The organism is Symploca atlantica LB2515 (assembly GCF_052546295.1).
This window is the reverse complement of the sequence record NZ_JBQWMT010000001.1, coordinates 1,706,844-1,722,847: the sequence shown is the minus strand read 5'-3', so window position 1 is coordinate 1,722,847 and position 16,004 is coordinate 1,706,844. Positions and strand designations below refer to the sequence as shown.

The following is a 16,004-nucleotide window of genomic DNA, read 5'->3' as shown; positions in this document are numbered from 1 at the left end:
AAAAGTGTAGGGGTTTTCCTCAGGTTGACTTTTCTGATCCTTGATGGTGAGGGGAGGCGGGTTACTCATAAAATTGAGAAGAAAATTTTACACAAAATTAAAATATTTTTCATAAAGAATTAACAATCCTGGCCGCACTTTGAGTGAAGGTGGGTGATAAGATCCTCAAATAGGCTGGGGGTGCCTGAGTAACCAGGCTGAGATTAAACCCTTTGCACCTGAGTCCGGGTAATACCGGCGGAGGGAAGCTGTTAATTGAGGGAATCAAATATGCGGACTGAATGGGTTGCTAAGCGACGTGGTCAGAGTAATGTTACTCAAATGTACTACGCCCGCCAGGGCCTTGTTACCGAAGAAATGCACTACGTCGCTGGGCGGGAAAATTTGCCACCTGAGCTGATTCGCGAAGAAGTGGCACGGGGGCGTATGATCATCCCTGCCAATATTAATCACACCAACCTCGAACCAATGTCTATTGGTATCGCCTCAAAATGCAAGGTGAATGCCAATATTGGTGCTTCCCCCAACTCTTCCAATTTGCAGGAAGAGGTGGATAAACTGAAGCTGGCAGTAAAGTATGGTGCTGATACGGTGATGGACTTGTCCACTGGTGGTGGTAACCTGGACGAGATTCGCACTGCGATTATTAAAGCTTCCCCTGTTCCCATTGGCACCGTGCCAGTTTACCAAGCCCTAGAAAGCGTCCACGGCACAATTGAGAACCTAAGAGCGGATGACTTTCTCCATGTCATTGAGAAGCATGCACAGCAAGGTGTTGATTATCAAACTATCCATGCTGGGATTTTAATTGAACACCTGCCGTTGGTAAGAAACCGTTTGACGGGCATTGTCTCTCGCGGTGGCGGAATTCTTGCCAAGTGGATGCTGCATCACCACCAACAAAATCCCCTCTACACCCACTTCAATGACATCATCGAAATTTTCAAAAAGTACGATGTCTCCTTTAGTTTGGGCGATTCCTTGCGCCCCGGTTGCACCCATGATGCCTCTGACGAGGCTCAACTGGCAGAACTCAAAACCCTGGGACAACTGACACGTCGTGCTTGGGAAGACGATGTTCAAGTAATGGTAGAAGGTCCTGGTCACGTGCCGATGGATCAAATTGAGTTTAATGTCAAGAAACAGATGGAAGAGTGCTCGGAAGCACCTTTCTATGTACTAGGGCCCCTGGTGACAGATATTGCCCCTGGTTACGATCACATCACCTCTGCCATTGGTGCGGCAATGGCTGGCTGGTACGGCACGGCGATGCTGTGCTACGTGACGCCCAAAGAACACTTAGGATTGCCCGATGCGGAGGATGTGCGTAACGGGTTAATTGCTTACAAAATAGCAGCTCATGCTGCTGATATTGCTAGGCATCGTTCAGGAGCACGCGATCGCGACGACGAACTATCTAAGGCTCGTTACAATTTCGACTGGAACCGCCAGTTTGAACTTTCCCTTGATCCAGAACGAGCTAAGGAATACCACGACGAAACTCTGCCAGCGGACATCTACAAAACAGCCGAGTTTTGCTCGATGTGTGGGCCCAAGTTCTGCCCGATGCAGACCAAAGTTGATGCCGAAGCCTTAACCGAATTAGAGAAGTTCCTCGCCAAGGAAGCTGTAAGTCAGAGTTAACCACCCCAGAAAATTGAGGTCAACTGGGGTAGGTAATCTTCAGTTGACCAAAAAAAATGGGATACAAGCCTCCCCCCTTCGACAGGCTCAGGGCAAGCCTTCTAGGGGGACTTTTTATTGATTTTCAGTTTTCTAATTAACTCACGCAGTACATCGTTTTGAGTTCTAGCTTCCTGCTGGCAGTAGCCTACCAAGCGTTCATATTCTTGGTCTGAACAGCGGACTGTTAATTTTTTAATGCCGTCAATATGCCATCATTTTGCGGTGGAATCTTAACATGAAAGCACGCTACCGCTACAGAATCTATCCCACACCCGGACAACAAATGGCACTCGCCAAGCTGTTCGGGTGTTGTCGTGTAGTCTGGAACGATGCCCTGGCTTTCTGTATCGAGCAGTATCAATTAGGTGAGAAGAAGCCCAAAAATGGAGAACTTCAGAAAAAATTCATCACCCAGGCAAAAAAGACATTAGAACGCCAGTGGTTAACAGAAGTTTCTAACATCCCACTCCAACAATCCCTTAACGATTTAGAGCAGGCTTACCAAAACTTCTTCAAGTCTTGTAAGGGGCAAAGAAAAGGTAGACCTGTTAGACCACCAAGATTTAAAAAGCGTCGAGCCAAGCAGTCTGCTCGTTTTCGCCAGGGGGGATTTAAGGTCAATCGAAAGCTTAAGCTGGCAAAGATTGGCGAAGTTAAAGTTGCTTGGTCAAGACAGTTGCCTGCTGCACCATCATCAGTCTCCATTGTCAAAGATGCGGCTGGTAGATATTTTGCTAGTTTTGTTGTCGAAATTGAGCCTGAATCTTTACCAAAAACTGATACCTCAGTCGGTATTGATATTGATTTGGGAATTACCACCTTTGCCACATTGGATGCTGGCGAAAAAATAAAAGCACCTAAACCTTTAAGGAAAAGACTTAGACGCTTAAGAAAGCTCAACAGAAACCTGTCTAGAAAGACAAGATTCAGTAATCGCTACGAAAAAGCGAGGCAGAGAAAGGCTAAACTCTACGCCAAACTCAAAGACACTAGAACCGACTTCCTGCATAAGTTATCAACTCGGATAATTCGCGAGAACCAAGTAATTGTCCTGGAGGATTTAAATGTGTCGGGAATGGTGAAAAACCGCAAGCTATCTAGGGCTATTAGCGATTTGGGTTGGCGACAGTTTAGAACCTACCTTGAAGGCAAGACAGAGAAATACGGTCGAGAACTACAAGTAATCAGCAGGTGGGAACCGACTTCCCAGAGATGTTCGTGTTGTGGTTTTCGTGGTGGCAAAAAAGACCTATCTGTTAGGACTTGGACTTGCCTTAATTGCGAAACAACTCACGACCGCGATATTAATGCCGCAGCGAATATAAAAAAAGCCGCCGGGGGACACTCGGAGGCTCAAAACGGGCGTGGAGACAGGCTTAAGACTTTCGTAAAGAAAGCAGCAGTCGATGAACCGTCAACCCATCAGGAATTCATTCAGCTTGAGTTGTTTGGATAGATTGGGAATCTCCGTCATTTTACGGCGGAGAGGATTTGACATACTCCCCGCGCTGAAGCGACGGGGATTATTTACGCTTCATTGACTAATGCTACCGAAGTAGTCTTACTCTGTCTGGACGTACATTTAGAGTCGTGCCGATGCCCCGTGCCGACTTTTTCTATATTTGCAGATGCGTTTTCGTCTCTATCATGTTCGCTGCCACAACCTAAACAGAGTATTGAACGCACCGATAAATCAATCTTGCCCCATTTATAGCCACAATCAGAGCAGGCTTGGCTAGTTGGTTCCCAACGGTTGATGGCTACAAACTTGCCTCCGTACTTTTCAGATTTTGCCTCAACCAAGACCCGGAATTCTCGCCAGCCTTGCTGACTAATTGCTCTAGAGAGTTTGCGGTTTTTGACCATTCCTGATACATTTAAATCTTCTAAGACGATAGTTTGGTTTTCACTAACGACCTTGGTAGACAATTTGTGCAGGAAGTCTTGGCGAGTGTCTGCAATTTGATTGTGCAGTTTTGCTATCTGAATTCTGGTCTTATGTCTTCTGTTTGAGTCTCTCTGTTGTCGCGCCAACTTCCGTTGAAATTTACGCATTTTACGGTCTAAACGTTTGTAGCAAGGACTGAAAGCTTTTTCACCGTTACTCATCACAGCCAAGGTTTTGATACCCAAATCAATGCCAATGCTTTGGTTTTTAGCATTAGCCTGAACAGGCTCTACTTCTACTACAAAACTTAAGAAGTAACGGTTGGCACAGTCCTTAATAAGGGTTACGGAACTAGGACTCGTAGGTAAATCCCTTGACCAGACAGGCTTGACAACACCTATCTTTGCAAGATAAACACCATCTTTCTTGATGGAGAAACCCCCAATCCTGAACCGTGCCGATTGGCTATTATTCCTCTTTTTGAACTTTGGATAACCAACCTTTCTACCTTTTCTCTTGCCTTTACAGGAATCGAAAAAGTTCTTGAAAGCTATCTCTAAATCAGCTACAGACTGTTGTAGCGGTATGTTCGACACCTCGCTTAACCAAGCTCTTTCCTCAGTCTTTTTCGCCTGAGTAATAACAATCTTTTGAAGTTCAGCCGACTTGGGCTTCTTTGCCCTTGCGGTACGCTCGCCCGCTAGACCTAACGGTCTCGCTTCGCTAACGCTAACACTAACAGATTGCTTACAGATTGCAAGCGCATCGTTATACACAACACGGACGCAACCGAACAACCGAGCTAGACTCTGCTGTTGTTGGTCTGTTGGGTAAAAACGATACTGGTATCTTGCTTTCATGCTCCGTGATAGGATTGGTCTGTGTTTGGATTATACATTAGGCATCTCCAGAAAGCTAAGAGTGTCTCCCTGACTTACTTTGAAGCCTTAAACTAACTTCCACAGATTTAGCTCGATTCAACGGCTCCATAAGCATCAGGGGCTTTTGTTGTTAATTTAACTGCCAAACTATCAAGGTTAATAATCTCATTTCTCTTTGAGTATTCAGGGGTTTTCACTGCCGAGAAAACTAACCGCTCAATTCTCAGTCTTACTAAACCACAAATGGTTAGGATAACTGACTCATATTTACTGGCTTCCAGACGAAATCTTTCTTGTGCTATTTTAAATATCTTGATTAAACGAATCACGTGTTCTACAAAAATGCGGTTAGAAGATAGCTTTTTATTGGCTTCTTTTTGCTGTGAGGTTAGTTCTCCATTTTTCGGTTTTTTCTGAGGAGTGCGAATTTGAAGTTCTCCTAGATAGGCTTGATCAGCACTAAATAGTTGATTTTTATCAAATTGTTTCAGACGTTCCCGCATCAGACTTATGTCACTTTTGGTTCCTGGTTTTCCTGCTACTACATCGATAATATCTTTACCTTTGGGCAAGACAATAAACTGATTTTTAAAAGTGTGATTTTTCTTCTTACCTGAGTAGAATGATTTTTGCTCTTGATAGTCTGAAGGTCTTGATCGGCTTTGCTCAGCGCTATCTACTATTAACTCCTGCTCTGCCAACATCTCAATAATTGCTTCCTCCTCTTCTTCGCACTTTTTTACTTGTTCTAGTAAGCTAGCTGGTAGTGATTCTCGCAACAGAACTTGCCAATAATTAAACATGTTATTGGCTGTCGATTCGCTTACTTGAAATAATAAGCCCAGAATCTGAAAGCTCAGATGATGACGTAAATAGATTAAAGTTAATATAATTTGTTCTTCAAGAGCAAGAAGAGAAGTCTTGCCACCGCCAGCACTAATCAGCCGAGTTTTCTTTTTCTCAATTTCTCTCTGTCTCTGCTCATGTCAAAGTTTGGCTTGTTCAATTAGTTGAATCAACTGCTCATAGCTAATTCCTACCAAGCGCTTGGCTTCTTGATGATTACGTTGCAAGTACTCCCAGGTATAACTCACAGTTTCTGCACCCCAAACGTTAATTAGTTATGCCTTAATTATCTCATAATTTATATTTTGGAGATGTTTATTGGTCTACAGGAAATGACTACTCAATTCCGGAGGGAAAGACATAGCGTTACAGACCTCAAGATTCACTTGGTCTGCGTGACTAAATATAGGGATGAGATTTTTAGTGGTGAACAGTTGAAATTAATCGAAGAAGTATTTCGCCACGTAGCAACACAGATGAACTTTCAAATTCTAGAAATCAGTGGTGAGAACGAACACGTACACGCATTGATTGAGTATCCACCAAAGCTCTCTGTATCGAAAATTGTGAATGCTCTAAAAGGTGTCTCAAGTCGTCGTTATGGACAGGCTGGCTTTAAAAAACCGCACGGCAAAACAGCTTTGTGGAGTCCCAGCTATTTTGCCGTGTCTGTTGGTGGCGCTCCTATTGAAGTGCTTATCCAGTACATCAAGAATCAAGAAAAGCCGTCCTGGAAGGACGGGGCTTGAATCCCATATTTTTGGTCAAGCCAGCGCTGTTGAATTTCCTCAATGGTAAACACTGCTTGAAACTTTAGTCCCATGGATTCGTATAACTCGGCACCCCCCTGCTGGCGGTCTACTAGGGCAATTACTTGCTCCACCTCATAACCGGCATGCTTAAGACGCTCTACCGCTTTCATTGCTGATTGCCCTGTCGTAACTACATCTTCTAAAACCACCATTTTGGCTCCGACTGGCAAATTTGGCCCCTCTATATAAGCTTTAGTACCGTGTCCTTTCGGCTCCTTACGAATAATCAGCGCTGGGATTGGTCGATTTTCTATAGCAGATACTACACTTACCGCCGTGACAATCGGGTCTGCTCCTAGAGTCAAACCAGCAACGGCCTGAGTATCGGCAGTCAGCATAGATAAGAGCAAACGTCCCACGGCTAAAGCTCCTTGGGGATCGAGGGTCACTGGCTTGCCATTAATGTAATAAGAACTGCGCTGACCCGAAGAAAGAACGAATTCACCTTCTTGATAAGCCAGTTGGCAAAACAAGTCCAGCAGCAGTTGGCGTAGGGAAGTTAAGTCCATTAAAGCGGTGTTGCCCAGGGGTGTTTGAATTTTGTCAATCATTCAGTTACGGCAAAGAATGTCATATACGGGCAGGTTCCCCAAGGCAGCGTACTCTAATGAGGAAGCTTGCCTTAGACTTGCTTACATATCGGATATCATTCAAATAATATGGGAGTGGTAAAAAGTGAGGGTGATGATTATGCAAATGCGGTTAACTAGATGCCTCAGTATTTTGTTGGTTGCTGCTAGCTCTAGTGTATTGGCTAGCAGTGCCATCGCACAAACTAACTCCCCAAAGTCAGAAGTAGCACCGGTTAATCCTAGAACTCTCGGTATTGATACTGCACCTCCAGAATTTGAGCCAATCCCTCTACAGACGATTCCCGAAGCTTTTGACCGGGCTCTTTTCAATGATTCTGGGAACTTTTACGAAAACAGTTCCATCCCCCGCCAAATAGATTTGATCCTGGGTACTGGTCTACCAGGACGAGCCGCTTTTCCTGAGCTGGAAATTGAGCGGGATGGCGCACTAGTTCACCTTCTTTACGAAGAGGCACTATATCAGCAGGTGTCGAGTGATCCCGTGCTGCGTACACCTGATTTACCTAACCCCTACAGAACATCGGTTTTGCAATTGCCCGATGCCACCCGTTTCCAGTATCAACTGGAGGGCGCAGAGTTCTTTTTTGAGACAGTGCCTTATAAATAGAGGCTTGCTCAAGACAAGGCGCATTCATCGCCTTCAAGAGCAATTTTTTTAATCCAGGGTGCAGGAGTTGAACCTGCCTTGGGCGAATTATGAGTTCGCTGCCTCAACCGCTCGGCCAACCCTGGTTAATCCACCTCTACCATTGTAAGCTGAGTCAGGTCATAGAAGGCAACTGAAGAAAAATTCCTGATGTATCTGCAAATTTTCAGAAGTATGAAATAGAGTCAAAGGCAAATTAGTCTTTCCTAAACAAGGATAGATTTTACCTAGATTCCTTTAATCAAAGAACTTCCAGCACAGGCGCTTCTTCAAGGTGGTAGCAGCTTGTTGTCAGAAGTACAACCTAAGACATTGACTTTTTTAGAGTACGTGCTAGAAAAGACAACGAACCTAGAAAGCTCCGATCTGATGGTGGATCGGAACTACTCAATTAACTATCTTCATGTTAAATAGCTGTAGACCTTACGCCTAGTATGGCATACAGCAAGTTCTTTCTGCCTTTCGGAGTAACTTGAATCACTAATGAAATTGAACTCAACTGTGGCGCTAACCTTACTTCTGCTGGTGATGATGTTAGGTGCCGGTTTTGTGAGTGCGATGTGGGGATTCACTCTTGGTCATGAAGCCCTCAAAGGAGTCACCCAGCCGGATGTTCGTCCAACTAAAAAGCTTTCGGGGAACCAGCAGACTGTTGCCGGGAACGAAGGGGTGGAACTTTTGCAAGAAAGGGACATCCTGATTAATGTTGATGCTTACATTAAAGAACAAGGCGAGAAATTTAAGAGCGATAGCCAGGATAATCAGGCAAACAACAGCTCTAAGTCTCAAACTGATGAGCAGAAATCTTTAGCTAACCAGGTAGCTAGCACTCAGGTATCTTTTACCACTACCAGTCCCGTCCTTAATTTACCTGTGAAAAGCCAAGATCAGGGAGTAACGCTGGAAGTACGTTCTGCCAGTCAACAGGGAGGTTCTTTATTGCTCAATGTCAGCATGAAGAACGAAGGAAGAGATGATGTGCGGTTCCTGTACAGTTTTTTAAATGTTACAGATGACCGAGGTCGTGCCCTGAGTGCGATTACGGAAGGCTTACCGGGAGAATTGCCCGCCAATGGTCAAGAATTTTCTGGTACGGTGAGTATCCCGGCAGTTTTATTGGATAACTCTCAAAAGCTTTCACTAAAGTTGACGGATTATCCAGACCAAAAACTTCTACTGCAAGCTTCAGAGATTCCCGTAGTGAGGTAAGGCATTGCTAAACTTGTTGGTTGTCGGTTGCTAGTTGTTTGTCAAGATGAAGAAATGACTCAATAAAAAATAACCCATAACAAACAACTAGACTTATACCTTTTTTATGGTAGACAACCTAATGCTTCTCCTTTCAGTGAGTGCTTTTGCTAACCTCACCAGTGGAGACATTCTACTGCGATTGTTATCGGTGCTACTACTGATTGCCATCAATGCCTTTTTTGTCACTGCTGAGTTTTCCATGGTTTCGGTAAGGCGATCGCGCATCAGTCAATTAGCTGATGCTGGCGACGTGCAAGCCAAGACTGTCCAAGCACTGCAACAGAGTATTGATCGATTACTTTCTACTACTCAGTTGGGGATTACTCTTTCTAGTTTGGCGTTAGGCTGGATCGGCGAGAGTACGATGGCAGTTTTAGTCAAAGCTCTCATCGACCAGGTTCCCTTGCCAGCAGTAGTTAGCCAGGTGATTATTACCCACTCCCTGGCAACCATAGTGGCTTTTTTCCTGATTGCCTATCTACAAATTGTTCTCGGTGAACTTTGCCCCAAGTCTGTTGCCATGCTTTACTCGGAAGAGCTGGCGCGGTTTCTGGGGCCTCCGAGTCTGGCGATCGCACGTTTCTTTAAACCTTTTATCTGGATTTTAAACCAATCGACTCAGTGGCTACTGCGGTTAGGAGGCATACAACATACAGCTCAAAGCTGGTACAACCGAGTAACACCAGAAGAGTTACAACTAATTATTACCACTGAGCGTGAGTCTACCGGACTAGAAGCTGAAGAAAGAGAGCTACTAAATAATATCTTTGAGTTTGGCGAGGTTTTAGCCTCAGAGGTTATGGTTCCCCGTACTAGCATTGCGGCTATTCCCAATGCTGCCACTTTCCAGACCTTACTAGAGGAAATTGCCAACACTGGTCATTCTCGCTATCCTGTGACTGGCGAATCTCTAGATGATATTCGCGGCATTGTCTATTTTAAAGAATTAGCCGAGCCTTTATCCAACGGTCAGCTATCCTCAGAGACATCACTTCACCAATGGATTCGTCCAGCCAAGTTTGTGCAAGAGTCTACGCCTCTTTCCGAGCTACTACCAATGATGCAGCGATTGCATCTAGCCATGGTTATGATTGTGGATGAGTTCGGCGGCACGGCTGGTTTAGTTACGCTCAAAGACTTGATTGCTGAAATTATTGGTGACGACTACGAATCAGAAAGTACCGAAGAATTGGCTCTACAAATTCTAGACGAGCGAACTTTCCTGGTACAGGCTCAATTGGACTTGGAAGAAGTCAACGAACTTTTAGATTTAGACTTTCCCCTGGCTGATGAATACCAAACCTTGGGAGGGTTTATCCTCAACCAGTTTCAAAAAATTCCTCTACAGGGTGAAACCCTACAATATGAACATTTTGATTTAACTGTTGTTGCTGCTGAAGGGCCGCGCTTAGATCAAATCCGCATACACCGCAGGGAGCCAGCGGTTGTCAATTCTTCAGATAGTTCTTTGACAGATACTAGCTCAGAAGTTGCCCCCAATGATCAACAAAACCCTGGTGATCTTCTCCAAGATATTGATAACGCTCCCTCTAAAGATCCAGACCCAGACTTTTCTGTCAATCAAGACGACTACACTGATAAATTTTGAGTTTTGAGTAGTCAAGTTCTCCCTGAATTTTAGGCAATGATGGCGTGGCAAGTGGGGTCTGTCTTTAACGCTTTAGCTAAAGTAGTATTCAGAGTAAGCTACTATTTGTTCTCGTTGGTCACCGTGTAGGGAAGTGGGTCTTCTAATCCCAACTCAGCAAATGCAGCCAGCCGTAATCGGCAAGAGTCACACACACCACAAGCGAGTTCAGCACCAGCGTAGCAAGACCAAGTTTCTTGCCAAGGGACGCCCAACTGATTACCTAACTCAATGATTTCAGTTTTCTTTAAGTCAATCAAAGGGGTGACAATCTCAATCGCTTGTCCCTCACGTCCCTGTTTTGTCCCCAGTTTAAAGACGTTTTGCATTGCCTGAATATAGTCAGGACGACAATCTGGGTAACCTGAATAATCCAAAGCGTTGACACCTACATAGACTCGTGAGGCTCCCTTAGCTTCTGCATAGGATAAACCAAAACTCAAAAAAATCGTGTTGCGAGCCGGAACATAAGTGATGGGGATCTGGCTAGACATTTGTTCAAGGGAGCGATCCCCAGGTAAGTCTAACTGATCATCAGTTAGAGCCGAACCACCCCACTGCCGTAAGTTAAAGCTCACTACCTGATGTTCCTTAATCTCAGCTTGCTTGGCGATCGCAATCGCTGAATTTAGCTCCCGACGATGACGCTGCTGGTAGTCGAAGGAAATTGCATAACACTCATAACCATCAGCCTTAGCTTGATACAGAACTGTCGAGGAGTCTAATCCTCCAGATAACAAAACAATGGCTTTGGGAATAGTTGTATTTGCACAACCCAATGTCAATACTTTTATCCTCAGAAATGCTGACAATTACTTACCTGATCAATATTACTCATATTCTGGGTATTACCCATTAGCATTGCTCATCTGCTTGAATGTTTTATTCAACCTTGGTTGGTTTACAGACACCCCAAAAACTGACACATCCAATTACTAATCTATAAGCCAGTAAAACCAAAATAAAAACGAGGTGATTAACTTCAAGACTTCGTGAATCTGAGAAACCTCGGCAAAACTTTGAAATTCTTCATATTTAGAGGTGCTGTGGTACTATCTGGATGGTTTTAAGCGGCTCAGATTGAGCAAATCGACTTAGTTCCAGTGGTGAGGAGCAGACAAGAGTGCAAGATAGAACGTGCCAAAGGCATCAAGATACCCATTTGCAGCGCAGCCTACCGCAGCCAGTCAAAATCGGCGTCATTGGTGTCGGCAACATGGGACAACATCACGCCCGCGTTTTGAGTCTTCTCAAAGATATCGAAATGGTCGGGGTGGCAGACATCAATGTTGAGAGAGGTTTGGACACGGCAAGTAAGTACCGTGTCCACTTTTTTGAAGATTATCGAGATCTTTTGCCTCACGTAGAGGCTGTATGCATTGCGGTGCCTACTCGCTTGCATTACGAAGTAGGCATGACTTGCTTACAAGCCGGGGTTCATGTCTTAATCGAAAAACCGATTGCTGCCAGTATTGCTGAGGCAGAATCTTTAGTAAATTTAGCAGCTGAATCTCAACGGATTCTGCAAGTGGGTCATATTGAACGATTTAACCCAGCTTTTCAGGAACTCCGAAAAGTCTTGCAGACGGAAGAACTACTGGCTCTGGAAGCTCATCGGATGAGTCCTTTCCCTGACCGAGCCAACGATGTTTCCGTAGTTCTGGATTTGATGATACATGACATTGATCTACTCTTAGAACTGGCAAACGCTTCGGTAGATAAGCTAACAGCTAGTGGCAGCCGTGCTTCGGATTCCGGTTATCTGGACTACGTAACTGCTACTCTAGGCTTCACCAATGGTATTGTTGCGACCCTAACAGCTAGCAAAATAGCGCACCGCAAAATCCGCACTATTGCTGCTCATTGCAAAAACTCCTTAACTGAAGCAGATTTTCTCAACCATGAAATTTTGATTCATCGGCAGACTACAGCCAACTACATGACGGAATATGGTCAGGTACTCTATCGGCAGGATGGATTGATTGAGAAGGTTTACACCAGCAATATTGACAAGTTATGGGCAGAATTGGAGCATTTTGTCAACTGTGTTCGGGGTGGTAATCAACCTTCTGTCGGTGGTGAGCAAGCGCTCAAGGCACTACGTCTGGCAAGTTTGATTGAGCAAATGGCACTCGAAGGCCAAGTTTGGCAACAGCTACACAGAGATCGTCGTGACCTCGATTCGACCGCAGTGACGGTTTCTTATTAAGGGTTTGATTCTGGTAAAAATTCTTCAGGGTTAAGAAAATTTGCTCTCGGGGCAGTAACCGAGGAGATTGCGGGCGCTAATAAAGGCTGGAGCAATCTCCCCAGGACTTCACTTACTTTCTGATTCCCTTGAAAATTGAGGTGAATGTGGTCACGATATAAAGTTTTTGGCTTTGGATCACTGTTGAAAATCGGCAGAAAATCTAGATAAGTAATTTGCTGTTGTTGAGTAAATTCAGCAAGCTTTGCACGCTCTTTGAGTTCGTAATCGCGAGGTCCTGGTTCACCAATTTCCCGCAAAAGGGGGGTCATGGCAAGTACGAATTCAGTACCAGCGGCCTTGGCAAGGAGCTTAATTTGATTAATAGCCTCTAAGTTAAAGCCCACCTGATCCCCTGGTTCCGCCTTGACGGTTGCTATTTCTGGTGGTGTTTGCCGGGGTAATAACCGACTAATAACCTCTAATATGGCTAAAGCAGGTTGACGCACTGGATAATTGCGATCGCGTCCTACTGGCAAGGAAGTTGGTTGGGGAGCAAACAAGTCATCAGTATTGATCAGTAAAACTAAGGCTGGGACGCCGAAATTGCCAAAGCGTTGTAGATAAGCTAATTCGTTTCTTGGTCCCCAAGAATTAGCGGAGGCATTGAGGACTTCTACTCTCTGGTAGGTAGTCTCTTGGGTATTATTATTAGTTGCTTTGTCCAACAAGGGTTCGAGTTGACTCATCAACAATGCTGAAATTGTCTGATCTTGATCCGTCCACCAACCACCGTTGGCAACAGAATCTCCCAAAAGGAGTACTCGCAGTGTTGAGGCTGGTGGAACAATTGTGGTGGAGGGACTCCGCATCGAATACTCATTAATAAAGATGCGATTGCCCAACCTATTGGCGCATTGGTTGGGCGCAAGTAAATAGCCAATTTCTTGATCTGCGAGATAAATTAGAAGCTTGCCAAAGCCCAGGAATCTGAAGCACACTTCTAAAGCTACTAAACAGCCTACCAGCACTGCCAAAATAACTAGTAGCAATTTCACACATTTTCTCCTCGCCTAGAAAGGCTTTTGTTATCGGTAACTATTTTTCCCAGTTTACTGATGCTTTTCTGGCTGCTAAGGGTCGTGCTTCTCAAGTTGATAGCAATTAGGCTTGAGGTAAATAAATTCTTTAAATCTATGGAATCTTCCTCCTTAGAGAGTTAATCTAAACCCATATATATTCGATTTGCTAAATCAATCTAAAAGTAATACGAGGAGTCACAGGGATATGTCAGACTTGAATCGTGGAATCATGAAGTTTAAAGGAGCCGATAGTCCAACGGTGGTCGCTATTTCAGCCGTGCTGATTCTGGGCGCTATTGCACTCCTGCTTTGGTGGGCGCTACAAACTGCTTACACAGTAGGCTAGATAATAATCTCTAAATTTATTGTCGAGTGCGATTCCTTGGGCACCAGTCATTCTCTACTCAGTAACCAGAGTGTACTATCTATCGAAGACAAGCCAGGGTAGGGAATGGCTTGTCTTTAATTGACCCTCATCACCTTTAGTTTCTAGAAACGAGTCGTTTAAAGCTTAATATTAGCCATAATTAAGAATTCCCAGTCGGTGACTAATCCGCTACGTGTCCTTTCTGGTTTTCCGGCGAGGGTAACTCAGCGCCTGTTGCTCTGCCTACAGGCGTTGCTACCAGTATTTTTTACTACCTTTTACTAGGCAAGATAAACAATACAAATACAACAGATGCCTTGTTTTTCATTCTATCCTTAAGGAGAAAGATTAGGTTATCTGGCCTAATCTGTCCAAGATTATAGTTCTCCAAAGACCTGCATTGTTTAGCGTGATTTTTTTGCCAGTATCGTTTTACTTTCTTGCTATTTCTGAAATTGGTCCCCTGTTGGGCAATGTTTGGCTTGACATTATAGTATTGGTCTTGATGCTCGTACTTTCGGGTGCATTCTCTGGTTCAGAAACTGCAATCACCGCCCTAGACAACCTCAAACTGCGGGCACTGATTAAAGACCAAGGCGACCCAGATGGGATGTTTAGGCTGGTTTTGGAGAAACGGTCTCGGTTCATTACCACTTTGTTAGTGGGTAATAACTTAGTCAATAATTTTTCCGCGATTCTAACGAGTAACTTATTTGCTCTGTGGTTAGGAAACGCTGGTCTGGGAGTTGCTACTGCTATCATCACTTTTTTAGTGTTGATTTTTGGAGAAATTACCCCGAAATCTTTAGCAATTAATAATGTAATTCCAGTTTTTCAGGCGGTGATACGACCGATTTACTGGCTATCTAAGTTTCTCTCTTTCTTAGGAATTACTTATTTTTTGGAAACTATTGCTCAAACAGCCATTCGCTTTTTTCAAAGAGGTGTCGTTCAAGAGGGAGAATCGGTAAGAGACCTCAAGTTAATGATTGAAGTTTTGGGTGGTAAAGGAAAACTTGACCTAGATAAACACCAACTGCTGAGTAAAGCTTTGATGTTAGATAGCCTCAAAGTACGGGAGGTTGTTAAGCCCCGGATTGAGATGCGCACGATTTCTCATGAGGCGACGCTACAAAATTTAGTGAATCTCTGTTTAGAGACAGGTTATTCCCGTATTCCTGTGCAAGAAGAGTCGAAAGACCAAATTGTTGGCATTGTTCACCTCAAACGGGCTTTGCAGCACTTAACCTCTTCGAGAAAAGAAGGCCGTGCTGGTGTGCTGGTAACAGAAGCCATGAATCCGCCGTTTTATGTTCCGGAGACCAAGCGAGTTGCTAGTTTGCTTAAAGAAATGTTGCAACAGAGATCGCACATTGCCATTGTGGTTGATGAGTATGGGGGTACAGTAGGATTAGTGACTCTGGAAGATATTCTGGAGGAACTGGTAGGAGAAATTTACGATGAAAGTGACTTTCCTAGCCGGACAGCCAACCTCAGAAGTGGTACTACTCTCAATAAAGTGATGCGCAAGGGTGCTAGCTGAGCAACCAAAGACACACACAGCGATGCAGCAAGGTGACAAAATTTCTTCAAAAAAAAATGAGGAACACTGATATTTTGTGTTAATATGATCGGGTGTGGAACAAAAGGGTCGATGCCCGAGTGGTTAATGGGGGCGGACTGTAAATCCGCTGGCTACGCCTACGCTGGTTCAAATCCAGCTCGGCCCACCACAAGCCAATTTAAAATTTATAATTGCCGACTGCATTATTTTTAGTTTGGTATTTATAATCATCAATTGTTTGTTGCCCGTGTGGCTCAGTGGTAGAGCACACCCTTGGTAAGGGTGAGGTCACGAGTTCGATCCTCGTCACGGGCTTTGTCTTCAGAGATGTCGATTGCCAAATTACTTGTCACCGTTGTCATATTAGTGTCGCTTTGACAAATTAATTGTCGTTGTGACAGATAAATGTCGCCGAAGGAGTATTGACGAATTAGATGTCATCTTAACAAATCAATTTGCTATTCAGCAATCTTAGCTCTAAGATTGAACTCGTGACCTCTTTCAATCCACACCTAGCTGGAATGGTCGTTGAAACCTGTAGGCTTCGAGTGC

General features: G+C 44.3%; 13 protein-coding genes, 3 tRNA genes, 1 pseudogene and 1 riboswitch. Of the genes and pseudogenes, 11 read left to right on the top strand and 6 right to left on the bottom strand.

Annotated features, from left to right (window positions below; all coding sequences use genetic code 11):
* Window positions 1–166: 166 nt before the first annotated feature.
* Window positions 167–263, top strand: a riboswitch (TPP riboswitch).
* Between the two features lie 7 nt (window positions 264–270).
* Window positions 271–1,644, top strand: coding sequence for a phosphomethylpyrimidine synthase (gene thiC / locus ACT7WV_RS07340; protein WP_445102272.1), 1,374 nt, complete (start codon window positions 271–273; stop codon window positions 1,642–1,644).
* 277 nt (window positions 1,645–1,921) lie between these two features.
* Entirely contained in the window at window positions 1,922–3,142 is a 1,221-nt protein-coding gene (locus ACT7WV_RS07335) for an RNA-guided endonuclease InsQ/TnpB family protein (protein ID WP_445102271.1), read from the top strand.
* Window positions 3,143–3,213: 71 nt separating this feature from the next.
* Here the strand turns inward: ACT7WV_RS07335 and ACT7WV_RS07330 are convergent, their stop codons facing one another.
* The gene (locus tag ACT7WV_RS07330; RefSeq protein ID WP_445102270.1) at window positions 3,214–4,434 is read right to left on the bottom strand and encodes an RNA-guided endonuclease InsQ/TnpB family protein; all 1,221 of its coding nucleotides are present in this window, start codon (window positions 4,432–4,434) and stop codon (window positions 3,214–3,216) included.
* 107 nt (window positions 4,435–4,541) lie between these two features.
* A pseudogene (locus ACT7WV_RS07325) lies at window positions 4,542–5,549 on the bottom strand (transposase).
* 84 nt (window positions 5,550–5,633) lie between these two features.
* Between ACT7WV_RS07325 and tnpA the strand changes: the two are divergent.
* A complete protein-coding gene (gene tnpA / locus ACT7WV_RS07320) occupies window positions 5,634–6,050 on the top strand; it encodes an IS200/IS605 family transposase (protein WP_445105597.1) in 417 nt (138 codons plus the stop codon).
* On the opposite strand, the gene pyrE is transcribed toward tnpA, so the two are convergent.
* The gene (gene pyrE / locus ACT7WV_RS07315; protein ID WP_445102269.1) at window positions 6,017–6,664 is read right to left on the bottom strand and encodes an orotate phosphoribosyltransferase; all 648 of its coding nucleotides are present in this window, start codon (window positions 6,662–6,664) and stop codon (window positions 6,017–6,019) included. The two genes, tnpA and pyrE, sit on opposite strands and share 34 nt — an antisense overlap.
* A gap of 133 nt (window positions 6,665–6,797) precedes the next feature.
* On the opposite strand from pyrE, the gene ACT7WV_RS07310 reads away from it, so the two are divergent.
* Window positions 6,798–7,313 carry a hypothetical protein gene (locus tag ACT7WV_RS07310; protein ID WP_445102268.1) on the top strand — a complete coding sequence of 172 codons (516 nt, stop codon included), beginning with the start codon at window positions 6,798–6,800 and terminating at the stop codon, window positions 7,311–7,313.
* A 52-nt stretch (window positions 7,314–7,365) separates the two neighbouring features.
* On the opposite strand, the gene ACT7WV_RS07305 is transcribed toward ACT7WV_RS07310, so the two are convergent.
* A tRNA-Ile gene (locus tag ACT7WV_RS07305) sits at window positions 7,366–7,438 on the bottom strand.
* 397 nt (window positions 7,439–7,835) lie between these two features.
* On the opposite strand from ACT7WV_RS07305, the gene ACT7WV_RS07300 reads away from it, so the two are divergent.
* Entirely contained in the window at window positions 7,836–8,561 is a 726-nt protein-coding gene (locus ACT7WV_RS07300; protein ID WP_445102267.1) for a hypothetical protein, read from the top strand.
* A gap of 121 nt (window positions 8,562–8,682) precedes the next feature.
* Window positions 8,683–10,212 carry a hemolysin family protein gene (locus tag ACT7WV_RS07295; protein ID WP_445102266.1) on the top strand — a complete coding sequence of 510 codons (1,530 nt, stop codon included), beginning with the start codon at window positions 8,683–8,685 and terminating at the stop codon, window positions 10,210–10,212.
* A gap of 101 nt (window positions 10,213–10,313) precedes the next feature.
* Here ACT7WV_RS07295 and queC read toward each other — a convergent pair whose 3' ends face one another.
* Window positions 10,314–11,036: a 7-cyano-7-deazaguanine synthase QueC gene (gene queC / locus ACT7WV_RS07290; RefSeq protein WP_445102265.1), complete on the bottom strand. Its 723-nt coding sequence runs from the start codon at window positions 11,034–11,036 to the stop codon at window positions 10,314–10,316.
* A gap of 338 nt (window positions 11,037–11,374) precedes the next feature.
* Between queC and ACT7WV_RS07285 the strand changes: the two genes are divergently transcribed.
* Entirely contained in the window at window positions 11,375–12,460 is a 1,086-nt protein-coding gene (locus ACT7WV_RS07285) for a Gfo/Idh/MocA family oxidoreductase (RefSeq protein ID WP_463424151.1), read from the top strand.
* Here the strand turns inward: ACT7WV_RS07285 and ACT7WV_RS07280 are convergent.
* On the bottom strand, window positions 12,457–13,497 hold the full coding sequence (locus ACT7WV_RS07280; protein WP_445102264.1) for an SGNH/GDSL hydrolase family protein: 1,041 nt from the start codon (window positions 13,495–13,497) through the stop codon (window positions 12,457–12,459). The two genes, ACT7WV_RS07285 and ACT7WV_RS07280, sit on opposite strands and share 4 nt — an antisense overlap.
* 229 nt (window positions 13,498–13,726) lie before the next feature.
* On the opposite strand from ACT7WV_RS07280, the gene ACT7WV_RS07275 reads away from it, so the two are divergent.
* From ACT7WV_RS07275 to ACT7WV_RS07260, 4 genes are all read left to right on the top strand, one after another.
* Window positions 13,727–13,867 carry a hypothetical protein gene (locus ACT7WV_RS07275; RefSeq protein ID WP_445102263.1) on the top strand — a complete coding sequence of 47 codons (141 nt, stop codon included), beginning with the start codon at window positions 13,727–13,729 and terminating at the stop codon, window positions 13,865–13,867.
* A gap of 430 nt (window positions 13,868–14,297) precedes the next feature.
* Window positions 14,298–15,431: a hemolysin family protein gene (locus ACT7WV_RS07270; RefSeq protein ID WP_445105595.1), complete on the top strand. Its 1,134-nt coding sequence runs from the start codon at window positions 14,298–14,300 to the stop codon at window positions 15,429–15,431.
* A gap of 105 nt (window positions 15,432–15,536) precedes the next feature.
* Window positions 15,537–15,621: transfer RNA gene (locus tag ACT7WV_RS07265), tRNA-Tyr, on the top strand.
* A 74-nt stretch (window positions 15,622–15,695) separates the two neighbouring features.
* Window positions 15,696–15,767, top strand: a tRNA-Thr gene (locus ACT7WV_RS07260).
* Window positions 15,768–16,004 lie beyond the last annotated feature (237 nt).

What these genes read in the sequence shown, in the direction of transcription:
- thiC (WP_445102272.1), top strand. Translation starts at nt 271, where the DNA reads ATGCGGACTGAATGGGTTGCTAAGCGACGTGGTCAGAGTAATGTTACT.
- ACT7WV_RS07335 (WP_445102271.1), top strand. Translation starts at nt 1,922, where the DNA reads ATGAAAGCACGCTACCGCTACAGAATCTATCCCACACCCGGACAACAA.
- ACT7WV_RS07330 (WP_445102270.1), bottom strand. Translation starts at nt 4,434, where the DNA reads ATGAAAGCAAGATACCAGTATCGTTTTTACCCAACAGACCAACAACAG.
- tnpA (WP_445105597.1), top strand. Translation starts at nt 5,634, where the DNA reads ATGACTACTCAATTCCGGAGGGAAAGACATAGCGTTACAGACCTCAAG.
- pyrE (WP_445102269.1), bottom strand. Translation starts at nt 6,664, where the DNA reads ATGATTGACAAAATTCAAACACCCCTGGGCAACACCGCTTTAATGGAC.
- ACT7WV_RS07310 (WP_445102268.1), top strand. Translation starts at nt 6,798, where the DNA reads ATGATTATGCAAATGCGGTTAACTAGATGCCTCAGTATTTTGTTGGTT.
- ACT7WV_RS07300 (WP_445102267.1), top strand. Translation starts at nt 7,836, where the DNA reads ATGAAATTGAACTCAACTGTGGCGCTAACCTTACTTCTGCTGGTGATG.
- ACT7WV_RS07295 (WP_445102266.1), top strand. Translation starts at nt 8,683, where the DNA reads ATGCTTCTCCTTTCAGTGAGTGCTTTTGCTAACCTCACCAGTGGAGAC.
- ACT7WV_RS07275 (WP_445102263.1), top strand. Translation starts at nt 13,727, where the DNA reads ATGTCAGACTTGAATCGTGGAATCATGAAGTTTAAAGGAGCCGATAGT.